Source organism: Frondihabitans sp. PhB161 (genome assembly GCF_003814635.1).
Lineage (GTDB): Bacteria > Actinomycetota > Actinomycetes > Actinomycetales > Microbacteriaceae > Frondihabitans.
Window position 1 is genome coordinate 179,378 of sequence record NZ_RKQW01000001.1, and the last position, 13,762, is coordinate 193,139.

14 protein-coding genes are annotated in these 13,762 nt (G+C 69.6%); 4 read left to right on the forward strand and 10 right to left on the reverse strand.

The genetic code is table 11. The features are described 5' to 3' along the window. Positions 1-237 precede the first annotated feature (237 nt). A complete protein-coding gene (locus tag EDF39_RS00920; RefSeq protein ID WP_123939699.1) occupies positions 238-420 on the forward strand; it encodes a hypothetical protein in 183 nt (60 codons plus the stop codon). Between the two features lie 30 nt (positions 421-450). Here the strand turns inward: EDF39_RS00920 and EDF39_RS00925 are convergent, their stop codons facing one another. Beyond that, the gene (locus EDF39_RS00925) at positions 451-1,098 is read right to left on the reverse strand and encodes a TetR/AcrR family transcriptional regulator (RefSeq protein ID WP_158613104.1); all 648 of its coding nucleotides are present in this window, start codon (positions 1,096-1,098) and stop codon (positions 451-453) included. 73 nt (positions 1,099-1,171) lie between these two features. On the opposite strand from EDF39_RS00925, the gene EDF39_RS00930 reads away from it, so the two are divergent. Then, the gene (locus tag EDF39_RS00930) at positions 1,172-1,357 is read left to right on the forward strand and encodes a multidrug transporter (protein WP_123939703.1); all 186 of its coding nucleotides are present in this window, start codon (positions 1,172-1,174) and stop codon (positions 1,355-1,357) included. A 130-nt stretch (positions 1,358-1,487) separates the two neighbouring features. On the opposite strand, the gene EDF39_RS00935 is transcribed toward EDF39_RS00930, so the two are convergent. The 4 genes from EDF39_RS00935 to EDF39_RS00950 form a co-directional block, all read right to left on the reverse strand. Continuing rightward, positions 1,488-3,410: a hypothetical protein gene (locus EDF39_RS00935; protein ID WP_123939705.1), complete on the reverse strand. Its 1,923-nt coding sequence runs from the start codon at positions 3,408-3,410 to the stop codon at positions 1,488-1,490. A gap of 211 nt (positions 3,411-3,621) precedes the next feature. Continuing rightward, positions 3,622-5,172 carry a GMC family oxidoreductase gene (locus EDF39_RS00940; RefSeq protein ID WP_123939707.1) on the reverse strand — a complete coding sequence of 517 codons (1,551 nt, stop codon included), beginning with the start codon at positions 5,170-5,172 and terminating at the stop codon, positions 3,622-3,624. Beyond that, on the reverse strand, positions 5,169-6,629 hold the full coding sequence (locus tag EDF39_RS00945) for an alpha/beta hydrolase (protein ID WP_158613105.1): 1,461 nt from the start codon (positions 6,627-6,629) through the stop codon (positions 5,169-5,171). The genes EDF39_RS00940 and EDF39_RS00945 overlap by 4 nt, the downstream gene beginning before the upstream one ends. Positions 6,630-6,855: 226 nt before the next feature. Beyond that, complete coding sequence (locus tag EDF39_RS00950) at positions 6,856-7,398, reverse strand: NUDIX hydrolase family protein (protein ID WP_055964762.1); 543 nt, start codon at positions 7,396-7,398, stop codon at positions 6,856-6,858. Positions 7,399-7,543: 145 nt separating this feature from the next. Between EDF39_RS00950 and EDF39_RS00955 the strand changes: the two genes are divergently transcribed. Together EDF39_RS00955 and EDF39_RS00960 are read left to right on the forward strand one after the other, a co-directional pair. Next, positions 7,544-8,197: an alpha/beta hydrolase gene (locus tag EDF39_RS00955; RefSeq protein WP_055964759.1), complete on the forward strand. Its 654-nt coding sequence runs from the start codon at positions 7,544-7,546 to the stop codon at positions 8,195-8,197. Between the two features lie 63 nt (positions 8,198-8,260). Beyond that, complete coding sequence (locus EDF39_RS00960) at positions 8,261-8,926, forward strand: SIMPL domain-containing protein (protein WP_123939713.1); 666 nt, start codon at positions 8,261-8,263, stop codon at positions 8,924-8,926. 113 nt (positions 8,927-9,039) lie between these two features. On the opposite strand, the gene EDF39_RS00965 is transcribed toward EDF39_RS00960, so the two are convergent. The 5 genes from EDF39_RS00965 to EDF39_RS00985 all read right to left on the reverse strand — a co-directional run bounded on the left by EDF39_RS00965 (position 9,040) and on the right by EDF39_RS00985 (position 13,658). Then, positions 9,040-9,960 carry an NADP-dependent oxidoreductase gene (locus EDF39_RS00965; RefSeq protein WP_123939715.1) on the reverse strand — a complete coding sequence of 307 codons (921 nt, stop codon included), beginning with the start codon at positions 9,958-9,960 and terminating at the stop codon, positions 9,040-9,042. A 48-nt stretch (positions 9,961-10,008) separates the two neighbouring features. Further along, on the reverse strand, positions 10,009-10,539 hold the full coding sequence (locus EDF39_RS00970) for a gluconokinase (protein WP_123939717.1): 531 nt from the start codon (positions 10,537-10,539) through the stop codon (positions 10,009-10,011). Positions 10,540-10,692: 153 nt separating this feature from the next. Further along, positions 10,693-11,967 (reverse strand): MFS transporter, encoded by a 1,275-nt coding sequence (locus tag EDF39_RS00975; protein WP_158613106.1) that lies wholly within the window; start codon positions 11,965-11,967, stop codon positions 10,693-10,695. Continuing rightward, positions 11,964-12,947: an aldo/keto reductase gene (locus tag EDF39_RS00980; RefSeq protein WP_123939723.1), complete on the reverse strand. Its 984-nt coding sequence runs from the start codon at positions 12,945-12,947 to the stop codon at positions 11,964-11,966. Before EDF39_RS00980 ends, EDF39_RS00975 begins: the two co-directional genes overlap by 4 nt. Before the next feature lie 66 nt (positions 12,948-13,013). Beyond that, the gene (locus EDF39_RS00985; RefSeq protein ID WP_158613107.1) at positions 13,014-13,658 is read right to left on the reverse strand and encodes an FMN-dependent NADH-azoreductase; all 645 of its coding nucleotides are present in this window, start codon (positions 13,656-13,658) and stop codon (positions 13,014-13,016) included. Positions 13,659-13,762 lie beyond the last annotated feature (104 nt).

Here is a 13,762-nt window from a genome sequence, read left to right on the forward strand (position 1 = left end):
ACGAGACGGTTCTGCCCGGGGATGGGGGCCGAGCCGTGGTGCGGGTGTGACACCAGAGTGGCAGAAATGAGGACACCGTGCTGTCCCCCAATCCGGGTGTCGAGAGCGGCCGACTCTCAGACGACAACGGGTGTCGCCGAGTCGCCCGCCTGGAACGGGGTACGACCTGGGTCGACCACGATCGCGTCGGCCTACCGTTGTGCTCCAACCCGCTTTAACGGATCAGGACGGATCATCGTGACTTACCGAGCGACCATGCTCTACGAGGGCGACATCGGCGGCGTCCACCACGCCGAGGGCACGGCTGGCACGCGCGCGGGGGCATTGACCGTCGCCGAACGCGAAGTTCCCGCCGGCACGCGCGTCGTGGGCGTCGTCGTGGCCGACGACGACTCGCGGTTCGAGACCCGACTCGACTGAAACGACCCGGCTGACGCGACTGGGCCTTCGTCAGGAGTCGAGGTTCCAGACCGGTGCCTCGTAGGCGCGCTTCCACCCGTGGCGGAGTCGAGTGACGGCACGATCGTAGGCGTCGAGCAGATCCATGCGGGGTCGCACCATCGACTGCAACTGGAGCCCCTCGTAGAGCGCGATGAGCTGTTCGGCTCCGCGCGTAGGATCCATCGTCTCCGGTTCGCGACCCATCTCGACGTCGCGGGCCAGGCTCGCCTGCACCATGCTGTGGAAGCGGTGCCAGTCCTGATGGAGTAGCGGCGCCATCGGATGCCCGGGAGTTGCGGCAATGCCGAGGAGTGACGTGAGAAGCCGCATCAGCGCGGGGTCGTCGATGTTGGCCTGAACGATGCCGCGGAGGAATGCGACCGTCCCGTGCGAAGCCGAGACGCCCCGTAGCGGCGCCATCCGTTCGGCGTTCCAGCGGTCGACTGTCGACAGCACGAGGCTGTCCCAGGTCGGAAACTGCGACTGGACCCTCTCGAGCGGCAACCCCGCGGCCTCCGCGACGACCTCGAGGGAGGCTTCGTGGAACGTGGTGACCCGGAAGACCTCCATCGCAGCGTGGATGATCGCGATGCGCAGTTCGGTGGCGGCGTTGAGGGGGTCGACGAAGGCGGGCGAAGGGGTGGAGAGTTCTGGCACGAGAACCAGATAACCAGGGCCGGGGTTCCGGCGATATGCCCCGTTCTGGGGCACCGCGGCGTAACGTCGAGGCATGACTTCCGACGACGAGATGACCTTCGACGAGAAGCGTCACGACCAGCTGACGCGGGCGCCCAAATCCGATGAGAGCGATGCCGCGCCGCGCATCACGAAATCGGAGGCCCCCGACGGCACGACTCGCATCGACGTGGCCGACACGGCGAAGGTCGTCCCCGGCAAGGCGCCGCGCGCGAACTGACGCGGCGCCGATCGTTGCCGGACGCGGTCCGGGGCTGCGCCCCGCCGCCACCGACCGCAAAAACGTCACCGGACCGCGTTTATTCGCGGTCGGGTGACGTTTTTGCGGTCGGGCTCCGGGAACCGCCGACTCAGCGGAGTGAGCGACCCCGGCGACGAACCGACGCGGTGAGCATCGCGGCAACGCCACCGCCGAGCAACGCAAGCGCCGCCCAGAGCGAGCCCTCGACGTCGGAGCCGGTGAACGCCAGCTGCGTGCCGGCCGCGGCCGCCGCAACAGCCACAGCGGGCGTGCCGGTCAGGTTGATCGCGATGAGGTCTCCGGCAGCCGAGTACCGCAACGCGGCCGGATCGGCCTTGTCGACAGCGAACGCCGTCACGAAGTACGCACCCTTGGCGAGTGCGAGCGTCGTCGACCACTTCCCGTCGGCACCGACCGTCACGCTGCCGTCATAGGCCGGAACGGTTGACTCGGGCACGTTCGGCAGCAGGAAGCTCTGCGCGAAGTAGTCGGGGTAGAGACCCTGGAAGTACGGGTAGGCCACCGACGGCTTCGCGGCGTAGAGCTGGATGCCCTGGCCAGCGGTTCCGGTGCCCGACACGGTCACCAGCAGCTTGCCCGGCTCGGTGGGGTCGGGCTGGCCCTTGACCTGAATGCCACTGCCGGCGACGATCTGGTCGAACTCGTCGAGGAAGAGCTTCGCCTGCGCCGGGGTGAGGACGACGCCGGGGCCGGGGTAGGTCAGTTCGTCTCCGGCGGCGGGCACTTCAGCAGCAGGCGCTTCGGCAGCGGGCGCTTCGGCAGCAGCGTCACCGTCGCCCGAGGCGGTGGGAGCGTCGGCCGTCGCATCTCCGGCAGCAGCCGCAGCGGAGGCAACCGCCGAGGCCTCGACGGGGACGGCTGCATCAGCGGCGAGAGACTCCGCCGAGACGGTGATGCCGCGGGCTGCCGCCGCGGCCTTGACCCGACCCAGAGTGTCGGCTGCGGTGGCGGCCGTGGCGGATCCTTCGGTCGTTGTCGACGATCCGGACTGCGTCTCGAGAAGCGGGGCGACTGCGGCCGATTCGACGGGGACGGACGATCCCGAGTAGGTCACCTCGCCCTCAGACGACGAGAAGAGCGAATCGGGATCGGACGGGCTCGTTATGCGCGGTGCGGCGATGAAACCGGCCGGCGTGGTGAGGTCGACGGAGACCGTGGCCGAGGGATCGGACGGGTAGGTGATTCCCTGACCGTCGACATCGAAGGCCTGGGCACCCGCGGTGAACGCCTTCGTGCCGTAAGGCGAGAGGATCGACTGCGACCAGGTGCCGTCTTTCTTCACGAGCACCGGGAACGTGAAGGACTCGTCGGCGTCGCCGTCGACCGGTGTCACGGAGACGTAGTCGCCGGGGGTGGCCGTTCCGGTGAAGGTCACGAGCGCGCCCTCATTGAACGGCGCCGGGGCTACGGCCAGGCTCTCGCCGTCTGCGGGCGAGGTGATCACGGGAGTGACGCTCGAGGCAGCGGGCAGGTTGAGGTTCGCGAAGTACGACGTGAGCGCGCCGCCCCTGCGCGACGTGCCATCGATGAAGACGTACTGGTTGTAGGCGAGGTCATCGGCGTAGGTGACCGAGTCCGTCCAGTCGCCCGCCGAGTCACTGACGGCGGTGCCGAGGTCGTTGTCGTCGATATCGGTGATGGCGATTTTCGCGCCGACGGGGGCCTTGCCGGCAAAGACGACGGTGCGGCTGTCGACGACGATGGCGTCGTCGGAGTCGTAGTCGTCCGAGATGCCCGCGGGCGACGTCACCGTGAGGTCGGTGGGGAGCTTGGTGGCCGGGGTGGGCACGGCGGAGGCCATCGGGGTGGCGGTCGCGGTCGGTGCTGGCGCTGCGGCTGGCGTCGGGGCGGCGGTCGCAGGCGCCGATGTCGCCGCGGCGGTCGCAGGCGCCGTCGTGTTCGTGCCTGCAGCCAGGGCGGGCCCGCTGACCAGCAGGCCGCCTCCCAGGCTGATCAGGACGACGGCCGGAACAGCGACCGCCTTAAGGGCGAGAGCCTGGGATTTCTTCATCGGTCGGGTCGTCTTTCGGCGTGGGCCTGGCTGTGTTCGCGCCGCTCAGACCCACCCCCGAGCGACGGGTCGACGCTCGTGATCGGAGGCGTCGACCGAAGATACCAGGATCCGGGGCTCCGCCCCGCCGCCACCGCTCAGGCCCACGATGCAGACTCGGCACCACAGACGAGCGTGGTGCGGAGTCCGCATCGTGGGCGGTGACGGGCGGTTACGCCCCCGCAGCGACGAAGCGATCGGCCGTCCGCAGCGCCAAGGCCATGATCGCCAGCGCCGGGTTCGCGATGACGGCGCTCGGGAACACCGAGTTGTCGGCGATCCACAGGTTCGGAATGTCGAAGCTGCGCCCGTCGGCGTCGACCACGGCGCTGTCGGCCGACGTGCCCATGCGCGCGGTGCCGATCGTGTGGGCGGTGCGCGCCAGCACGGTCGTCGACGTGGCGCCGGCCGCTTCGACGATCGAGGTCATGGTGCGGATAGCGTGCTTCTCGATCGCATCTTCGTTGTCGTGCGCGGTGAACGAGATACGCGCCTTCGGAATGCCGAAGTCGTCGAGCTCGTCGGCGAGAGTGAGCCGGTTGTCTTCGTGCGGCAGGCACTCGGCGTTGATGCCCACGCCTGCCATGTACCGGTAGGAGTCCATCATGTCGACCATGTCGCGGCCCCACAGTCCGCCGCCACGCGCGAGGGTCGTCGAGAGGGTCAGCGGTACGACGCCGAGGCTCTGAATGAGGTAGCCCCCGGCGAAGTCGGCGTCGGCCGGCCTCACGGTGTCTTCGGTGATGATCGACGACGGGTAACCGCGGTGGCTGCGCATCTCGGTGGGGAACTTGCCCCACACCTGCGTCGCGCCGTGCGCCATGTAGTTGCGGCCGACCTGGTCGCTCGAGTTGGCGAGGCCGGTGTGCAGCAGCAGTCGAGGCGTCTCAACCCCTCCGGCACAGAGGAAGAGCGCCTTCGTACGCTGGCGGTGCTCGATGCCATTGCGCGTGTAGACCACGGCGGACACGCGCCCGGACGCATCGAGCTCGATCCCGTGCACCATCGAATCGGCGCGGATCTCGGCGCCCTTCGCGACGGCGAGCGGCAGATACGTGGTATCCATGCTGACTTTGGCGCCCGAGCGGCAGCCCTGGTGACAGCTTCCGCAGTTGGCGCAGGCGGGTCGCACACCGTGTTCGGGCTGATGCCAGTCGCGTGTGACGAGGGCGGCGGGCCCGTCGGTGGCGGTGATGCCGACGGCCTCGCAACCGCGGATCATCATGTCGGACGACGCGTTCCGCGCGACCGGCGGCAGGTCGTAGCGGCGGGTGGGATCCCACGGATAGTGCGCGGGGCCGGCGACACCGACGAACTTCTCGACCTTCTCGATGTAGCCGGTCAGCTCGTCGGGATCGATCGGCCAGTCTTCGCCCAGGCCGGAGTCGGTCTTGAGCTTGAGATCGCGGGCGTCGGGCCGGGGCGTGAACGCTCCCCAGTGCAACGTAGAGCCGCCGACGCCCTTGCCGCTGTTGTTCTGCCCGAACGCGGTCGGGTTCTCGCCGTCGCTGAGTCGCTCCTCCATCCAGTTGATGGCGACCGCCTCGGTCTCATCGGAGGTGTACTTCGACGCGTCGAAGTTGGCGCCCGCCTCGAGGGCGACGACTCGCAGCCCGCGCGACGCGAGCGAAGCGAGGATCGGCGCCCCGCCGGCACCGGTGCCGATCACGACGGCGTCGACGATCTCGGAGTCGTCGTAGGTGCGCATTCCGTCGAGCCTCATCGAACGGTCTCCTTCTCGGTGTCGGTGATGCCGGTGTCGGTGGTGTCGGTGGTCTCGGTGGTGCTGGCCCCGGTGTCGCGGGCGGAGGGGCCCGGCATCGTCGGCTCCCAGGCCTCGTGACGATCAGCGCCCAGCTCGGTGAATCCCTGGATGCGAATCACGTCGCCTCCGTTGGCAAATCCGTCGAAACCGATGCGCTCCATCGTGGCCGGGTGGGCCAGCCAGGTGCGGGTGAGGTCGACGCGGCAGTCTTCGAACCAGAGCGTCATCTGCTCGGCGGTGAGGGTGCCGGCCCGAGGGGCGTACTGCTGATCGACGATGGCCTGGATCCTCGAGTCTTTTGCCTCGTCGTCGAGGGTCGCGAAATCGTCGAGTGCGTCGAGCCCCAGCCGGTAGGCCTCCTGGTCGGGCGGCAGGGCGGCATTGCGCCACCCGTCGCTCACGCCTCGAGCGAGCCCGGCGTCGACGCGACCGGCGATATCGAAGGGCGCGGGGCCCTGCGGCACGACCCGCTCGGCAACCAGGCGCAGCGTCGCGAGCTGCGCGGCGTCGAGCACCTGCGGGGCGTAGTCGGGGTCGTCGGGCAGGGCCCGTCCGGCCAGGATCGAGCGCGTCTGCGAGCTCGTGCGGCCCGACCCGATGACGCGGCCGAATCCTGGTGAGACCAACGGCCCCGAGCCCACGCGTTCGCGCCAGAACACGCGGATCAGGTCGGCCAACTCGTCGGGTCGTTCGAGCGGCAGCAGGTGGCCCGCACCGGCTAGCACCTCAAGCGTTGCCCGCGGGTACACCGGCAGGTTGTGCTCGCGCTGGCCGGCCTCGCCGAGGGGCCCGTCAGACCCGCCGGCAACGATCAGGGCAGGAACATCGAGGATCCCGACCTCCGCCGCTCGGCCTTCCAGGCTGCCGCGTTCGAACCAGGCCAGCCACGCCTCCGCCGCCGAGCGCAGCACATCGCTGAGGGCGCGGTCGTCGTTTTCGGGGCTCAGCGGTGCGCCGACATTGTCGTCGATGAACGTGCGAGCGTCGGCGCTCGCGAGGTGGCCGTCGCCCGCGATGCCCGCCCGGGCCCACGAGAGCATCTGCGCGCGGGCGTCGTCGCCCATCGGCTCGGGCGAGGGCGGTGAGCCCGCGAGGAGCACGACACCGGCGAGGCCAAAGAGCCCCGAGCTGCCGTCGAGAGTGCGCGCGGCGACGAGGCTCGCGATCTTGCCGCCCATGCTGTGCCCGACGAGCAGGAAGCGCGTGGAGCCGTGGCGCCGGATCTTGCGGACGACGTGGCCGACCATCTCGTCGACGCTCGTGCCGGTGGCGGCCGACGCCTCGCCGAAGCCGGGCAGGTCGATGCCGACGACGTCGAAGTCGTCGGCGAGCAGCTCTCGCAGAGCGTCGAATTCACGAGCGCTGGAGCCGAGCGCGTGGAGGCAGAAGAGTGTGGGGCGGTCGTCGTGGGGCACGCCTTGGACAGTACGCCGAGCCGCCGACACCGAACCGGCGCGGGGTACGGGCGGTGGGCGGGTGCTGCCCGTGAGTCGGCGGGTGTTATGCGGAGTGGGCGGGCGCTGCCCGTGAGTCGGAGGGTGTTATGCGGAATGGGCGGGTGCTCCAGCACCCGCCCACTCTCGAAAACACCCGCCGACTCGGAGACACGGCCCGAGCGGGCACACGCCGCAGGAGCGCGAGCTACGTCAGCGCACCGACCGACGCGAGCGCAGTCCGCAGCAGAGCACCGCGCCCACCCTCCATCTCGGCGGCCACCTCGGCACTCGCGGCGGTCTGGGGGCTCATCCAGGTGATCTCGAGGGCGTCCTGGCGCGGTTCGCAGGTGCCGGTGACGGGCACGACGTAGGCAAGCGACACGGCGTGCTGGCGCTCGTCGGTGTAGACCGAGGCCCCTGGGAACGGGAAGTACTCGGCGACGGAGAACGGCACCGGCGACGGCGGGAGCTGCGGAAAAGCCATCGGCCCGAGGTCTTTCTCGAGGTGGCGGAACAGTGCGGTGCGGAGCGACTCGCCGTACATGACGCGCCCGGAGACGAGCATCCGCGTCATCGTGCCCTCGCTGTCGGCACGCAGCAGCACGCCCACCTCGGTGACGACCCCCTGCCCGTCGATGCGAACGGGTACCGCCTCGACGTACAGGATCGGGAGGCGCTGCCGGATCTGGAACAGCTCCTCCTCGGAGAGCCAGCCGGAGTTGGGGTCGGGAGTCTGAACGGAAGCCATGCGCCATTCTTACCGGTCGGGCCTGGCTATTCGGGGCTAGTACCCCTTCGTGTTGCGGTTCGGCTGCGCGCTGCCGAAGCCGAGGATGGCGGCGCGAGGCACGACCGATCGCACCAGGGTAACGGGGCGTCACTACGCTGGAGCAATGGTCTCGATCGATCCCTCCGCCGTTCAGTGGTCCCTCCCAGAAGAGGAGCGCCGCGGCAAGCCGCTCGTGCTGCTTCTGCACGGAGTCGGCTCGCACGAGGGCGACCTGATCGGCCTTGCACCGCACCTTTCGCCCGAATTCGTCTACGCGTCTCTGCGCGCGCCGCTCCCGTGGCCCCAGGGCCCGGCCGGTGGTGCCTGGTCGTGGTACCCGCTGTCGCTGCCGGGCGCACCCGACCCGGCACCGGTCGATGCCGCTGCCGACGCCGTGCTGGCCTACGTCGACTCGTTGGCCGACGCGCATCCGACGGTCGGTCTCCTCGGCTTCTCGCAGGGCGGCTCGCTCTCGCTGCAGCTTCTCCGCCGCCGCCCCGGCTTCTTCGACTTCGCGGTGGTGCTGGCGGGGTTCGTGGTGCCCGGCGCCGATACGGCGGTCGATGCAGCGGTGGCCGCCTCGGATCCTCGGGTCTTCTACGGTCGGGGCGATGCCGACCCGATCATTCCGGCTGATGCCGTGGAGCGCACTGAGCAGTGGCTCCAGACGAACGTGCCGGGTGCGACGCTCTCGGTGTACCCGGGCCTCACGCACGGCATTTCGCAGGAGGAGCTCGGCGACGTGAACGCGTTCCTCGCCGAGGTGCACCCCGCCTGACCGGGGCGTTGGCCGGCCCGCCGCATCGGGTCACATCTGGATCGTGAGGGGCAGGATGACCCTATGAGCACTTTTGTCGTAGCCGGAAATGCCACCCGCAGCCATCCCGCCGAGCGCGGCACCGTTCATGTCAGCATCAGTTTCACCTCGGCGGACCGCACGACCGCTCGCTCTCGCGCCATCGAGACCCATAACGCGGTGGTCTCGGAGGCGAAGGAGCACCAGCTTTCGGGCGCCGCCACCTGGTGGAACTCCGACCGCGTCGTCGTCGACACCCTCCGCGAGTTCGTCAAGAACAGCGATACCACCATCTCAACGGTGGTCAGCTATCGCTCTCGCTCGAGCATCGATGTGAGGTTCAGCGACTTCACCGCCCTTGCCGAGTGGGTAGGGAGTCTCGGCGACTACGAAGGGGTCGGCATTGACGGCATCGATTGGGCCCTCACCGTCGCGTTACGCGCCGAGCTCGACCGTGAGGTGAGGATCGCCGCCGTGCAAGACGCCATCACGAAAGCGGGCGACTACGCTGCCGCGCTCGGCATGGCGGGTCCGTCACTCGAGGCCGTCTACGAGGAAGGCCTACGGCCCGGCCTGTCAGAATCCGGCGGCCGCTGGCAGGTGCAGTCGGCTCGCATCGTGAGGGCGGTCGACTACGAAGGCGGCTCGTTCGAGCTCAAGCCCTCCGACATCGACGTGATCGCGTCGATCAGCGCCGACTTCACGATGTAGCTGCTGAGCCTGGCCCGCCGCACGACGTATCGCGGTCAAGCCAACGCGCCGCGGCACGTCTGCCTGTCCGCACGACGTATCGCGGTCAGGCCCATGCGCCCGCGGCAGGCGCCCTAGGGGACGAGCGCGAGCTTGCCGCCCGGGTGGCCCGTCGCGAGCAGCTCCAGCGCGGCCGGCGCCTCGGCGAACGGGAACGTCTTCGCGACCGGCACCACAAGGTCGCCCTTGCCGGCGAGCGCCACCAGCGACGACCGGATCTCGTCGCGATACCGCGCACTCTCGGGCATCGCTCCGCCGATGACGCGGTAGCCGTCACGCTCTGCCCGCCCGAACGCCGCGATGCTGACGATGCGCCCGCGATCCTCGACCAGTGCGATTGACACGTCAATCGCCTCGTCGGTGCCGACGCAGTCGAGTGCGGCCGCGATGCCGTCGGGGGCGAGCGACCGAACGCGCTCCTCGAGCCCGCCGCCATAGACGACGCCGGTCGCACCGAACTCCTCGACGACGCCGAAAGTGCGCTCGGACGCCGTGCCGATGCAGCGGATGCCCCAGAGTGCCGCCTGCTGCAGCACGCTCACGCCGACGGCTCCCGACGCACCGTGCACGAGGATCGTCTCGCCCGCCTTCGCACCGGTGACGTGCAGCATCTCGGCGGCGGTCGCCCCGGCGAGCAGCAGGTTCGCGGCCTCCGGCCAGCCGAGCGACTCGGGCTTGGCGAAGACGTCTTTTGCAGGCACCGTGAGCTCGGTGGCATACCCGCCGGTCACCCGAAACGCGATGACCTCGTCACCCGGTGCGAACGGGGCGTCGGCCCCGGCGGCGGTGATGATTCCCGCGACTTCGTAGCCGAGGGGCGTCATGAGCGAACCGGGATCCTCGGCGGTCAGGACGGTCTTGACGTCGACGGGGTTCATGCCCACGGCCTTGACCTGGATGGTGACCTCGTCCGCTTTCGGTGCGGGCGGGTCGACGACGATGAGCTCGAGGCCGTCGAGAGAGCCGAAGGTCGAGACGATCCATTTCTGTGCCATGGAGACAGATAACTCCCCCACACCTGAAGGGATCGAAGGCGTGGGGGACTACTCCTGCGCGACGGGCGAGAGACCGAGCTTGCGGATGATGTCGGCCACCTCGACCGCCGGCTCGCGGCCCGCGTCGACGACGATGTGCCGCTCGTCGTCGCCGAGGGGCTCGAGGGTTGCGAGCTGCGAGGCGAGCAGAGTTGACGGCATGAAGTGGCCGGTGCGATGCGAGATGCGCTCACCGATCAGCTCGGCCTCGCCCCGCAGATGAACGAAGACCACGTCGGGCCCCCGCAGCACGTCGCGATAGGCGTGCTTGAGCGCCGAGCACGTGACGATGCCCGGGCGACCGTGTTCGGTGTGCCCGCGGATCCACGCCGCGACCTTCTCGAGCCACGGCCACCGATCGTCGTCGTCGAGGGGGATGCCGGCCGCCATCTTGTCGACGTTCGACTGCGGGTGCATCGCGTCGCCCTCGGCGAAGTCCCAGCCGAGCTCTGTGGATAGTGCCTCGGCGACCGTCGACTTACCGGAGCCGGAGACCCCCATGATCACGAGGATGGGCTGCTGCATCGCTGAATCGGTCATCAGAGGAACACTCCCAGGAGAGGGGCGCCCCGCGCAACCCGGCCGAGCCCCACGACGCCATGGTCGCCGCCTCACACACCGGATCCGGCTCGCGAGACCTCACTATCGACCACTTGTGAGCGGATTCGGTGGTCGATTGTGAGGTCTCACAGCTCAGGATCCGCCTACCGGCAGCCCCTCGACCCGGCGCCGCCGGTGCCACCGGACGCCCGCGACAAGCGCCACCACGACCGGCAACGGCGACAGGGCTGCAACGACCCCGAATCCGGCATCGGGCAGCCCGGCTTCGTCGACGACCCCGCCGATGAACGATCCGAACGCCATGGCCCCGACGACGAACGCCGACACCCACGCCAGCGCCTCGGTGAAGACCGTCGGAGACACCGCGTCGTGCACCACTCGATTGGTCGAGATGGTGAACGGCGTGATGGTGGCACCGGCGAAGAGGCCGATGGGAAACAGCCAGTAGGGGTTCGGTGCAAGCGAGAGCGCACCCCAGAAGACCCCGAGCGCGAGCGACGAGACGACGAAGAGGCGGTAGGCCGGGATCCTGCCCGGAACGAGCCCCATCAAGAAGCCGCCGGTTACGCTGCCGATCGAGTAGGCGGTGAGCACCAGCCCGGCGATCTGGGGTGCCCCGATGCTCGTCGTCCACGAGACGACCGTGACGTCGTTGACGCCGAAGATGACGCCGACGGCGGCATTGGCGAGCAGAACGCCGACGAGACGGCGCGAACGCCAGGGCCGGAAGGTGTGCCGAGGGCCACTTGTAGGAGGCGGGATGACGGCCACGTCGGCACCGCGCAGCAGCCAGATCGCACCGGCCGTTCCGAACAGGGCTGACAGCACGAGGCCGGCCGACGGGCTGATGGTGCCGGCGACGAGGGCGGCGAGAGCGGGGCCGAAGACCCAGACGAGCTCGTCGGCGATGGCCTCGAGCGAGAACGCGACCTGCAGGAGCGGGGTGACGCCGAGCTGCCCCGACCAGCGCGCCCGCATGAAGGCGCCGACCGGTGCGATGGAGCCGCCGACGCACACCACGACGACGCAGACGAGCGCGGTGGGCGCCCGCCAGGCGCCGAGGCAGATGAGGAGCGCCACCATCACGGGGTGAGCGACCGCGGCCACGATGAGTGCCCCGCGCTGACCGCGCCGATCGGCGATTCGCCCGAAGAGCGGGCTGACGACGGCCATCGCCGCTATCGCGAGCCCGGACGCGAACCCCGCCGTGGCGAACGAACCCGAATACGCCTGCACGAAGAACAGCACGCTGTAGCCGACGATCGCCAGGGGCACACGCGCGACCACGCCGGCGGCGAACAGGGCACGGCGGTCGACGGGCCCGAGCAGTTCGCGGTAGCCGGCGAGACCCGACGAAGGATCCGGCCCACCGCCCGTCTCACCCGGCTTGGAGGGCGCCTCGCTCACCAGCGGTGGTGCACGGCCGCCCGGAAGTACCGGTCGTAGAGCCGCTCGGCGCGATCGTGGAACTCTTCGCCGAGGTCGAAGACCTGACCGGCTTCGGCGTTGGAGCGCGCCTGCTCGACGTTGCGGGCCCCGGGAATGACGGTGGTAACTCCGGGCTGCTCGATGATCCATTTGAGGGCCGCCTGCGCGGTGGTGACGCCCTCGGGCACGAATTCGGCGAACGCGAGCGCGGCCTCGACGCCGGTCTCGAAGTCGACGCCGGAGAAGGTCTCGCCCTGGTCGAACGCCTCGCCGTGCCGGTTGAACGAACGGTGGTCGTTCGGCGCGAATTGCGTCTCGGCGGTGTATTTGCCGCTCAGCAGACCACTGGCGAGAGGCACTCGGGCGATGATACCCACGCCGGTTTCGACGGCAGCCGGCAACACCTCGTCGAGCGGCTTGAGCCGGAACGCGTTCAGGATGATCTGCACCGTGGCGAGGTGCGGCCTCTCGATCGCTTTGAGCGCCTGCGCGGTCTCTTCGACGCTGACGCCGTAGGCCGCGATCATCTGCCGCTCGACCAGCTCGTCGAGGGTGTCGTAGACGGCGTCGCTCGAGAAGACGGGGGTAGGCGGGCAGTGCAGCTGGACGAGATCGAGGGTGTCCATGCCCAGGTTGCGGCGTGACCGGTCGACCCAGGCGATGAAGTTCGTGCGGTTGTAGTTCGCGGCCTCCTGCGCTTCGCGCCGCCCCATCTTGGTGGCGATGGTGAGCGGGGCGTCTTCGTTGCTGCGCCGCCACTTGGCGATCGTCTGTTCGCTGCGGCCGTCGCCATAGACGTCGGCTGTGTCAAAGAAGGTCACGCCCGCCTCGCTCGACGCGTCGAGCACCGCGAACGCATCGCTCTCGGGCACGTCGCCCCAGTCGCCGCCGAGCTGCCAGGTGCCGAGGCCGACGACGCTGACGTCGCGGCCGGTTCGTCCGAGTGTGCGCTGTTCCATGTCGGTCACACTACGGGCCGCGACCGACATCGGGAACGCGGACCGCAGGATCCTGCGCGACCCGCCTCAGCCCAGCCGCTTGGCCGCGGCCACGGCCCGCTCGTGCCCCGCCGCCATCTCGGCGTCCTGCTTCTCGACCTCGCCGCTCGGACCCCCGAACCGCTCGGTCAGCGTGCGCGTGGCGACGATCGTCTCCACCGTCATACCGAGGGCCGCGCCGAGCACGATCGAGAGCGCCGGAACCGCGTGGTCGTCGTATTCGCTCGGAGTGCCCGCGTCGTAGGCGCCACCCCGCGTCGACATGAGTACGACGGTCTTGCCCATCATCGGCTGGGTCGGGTCGTCGCCGAACGGCGCCGTGACGGTCGGCACGTGGATGTGGTCGACCCACGCCTTGAGGGTCGAGGGCATCGAGTAGTTGTAGAGGGGTACGCCGATCACGACGACGTCGGCGGCGAGCAGCTCGGCGATGACCCCGGCCTGGAGCGACTCGGCGGCAGGATCGACGTGCGATCCCGCCGGGCGGAGCGCCTTCGGAAAGTGCAGGTCGGCGTCGGCCAGGTGCGGCAGCGGCTCGCGGTGCAGATCGCGGTGGACGACCACGTGATCTTCGCCGAGGGCGGTCCAGGCGTCGGCGAAGGTCGCCGTGAGGGCACGAGAGCGCGACGTGGTGAGGTCGGCGGACGAGTCGAGCTGCAGGAGTGTGGGCATGCGTTCACGGTAGCCCTCGGGCCGGCGGAGGTTTCGAGTGGGCGGGTGTTCTGAGGAGTGGGCGGGTGCTGCAGCGCCCGCCCACTCTCGACAACACCCGCCGA

Coding starts and splice junctions, on each gene's coding strand:
- EDF39_RS00930 (WP_123939703.1), top strand. CDS start 1,172: ATGACTTCCGACGACGAGATGACCTTCGACGAGAAGCGTCACGACCAG.
- EDF39_RS00935 (WP_123939705.1), bottom strand. CDS start 3,410: ATGAAGAAATCCCAGGCTCTCGCCCTTAAGGCGGTCGCTGTTCCGGCC.
- EDF39_RS00940 (WP_123939707.1), bottom strand. CDS start 5,172: ATGAGGCTCGACGGAATGCGCACCTACGACGACTCCGAGATCGTCGAC.
- EDF39_RS00950 (WP_055964762.1), bottom strand. CDS start 7,398: ATGGCTTCCGTTCAGACTCCCGACCCCAACTCCGGCTGGCTCTCCGAG.
- EDF39_RS00955 (WP_055964759.1), top strand. CDS start 7,544: ATGGTCTCGATCGATCCCTCCGCCGTTCAGTGGTCCCTCCCAGAAGAG.
- EDF39_RS00960 (WP_123939713.1), top strand. CDS start 8,261: ATGAGCACTTTTGTCGTAGCCGGAAATGCCACCCGCAGCCATCCCGCC.
- EDF39_RS00965 (WP_123939715.1), bottom strand. CDS start 9,960: ATGGCACAGAAATGGATCGTCTCGACCTTCGGCTCTCTCGACGGCCTC.
- EDF39_RS00970 (WP_123939717.1), bottom strand. CDS start 10,539: ATGACCGATTCAGCGATGCAGCAGCCCATCCTCGTGATCATGGGGGTC.
- EDF39_RS00980 (WP_123939723.1), bottom strand. CDS start 12,947: ATGGAACAGCGCACACTCGGACGAACCGGCCGCGACGTCAGCGTCGTC.
- EDF39_RS00985 (WP_158613107.1), bottom strand. CDS start 13,658: ATGCCCACACTCCTGCAGCTCGACTCGTCCGCCGACCTCACCACGTCG.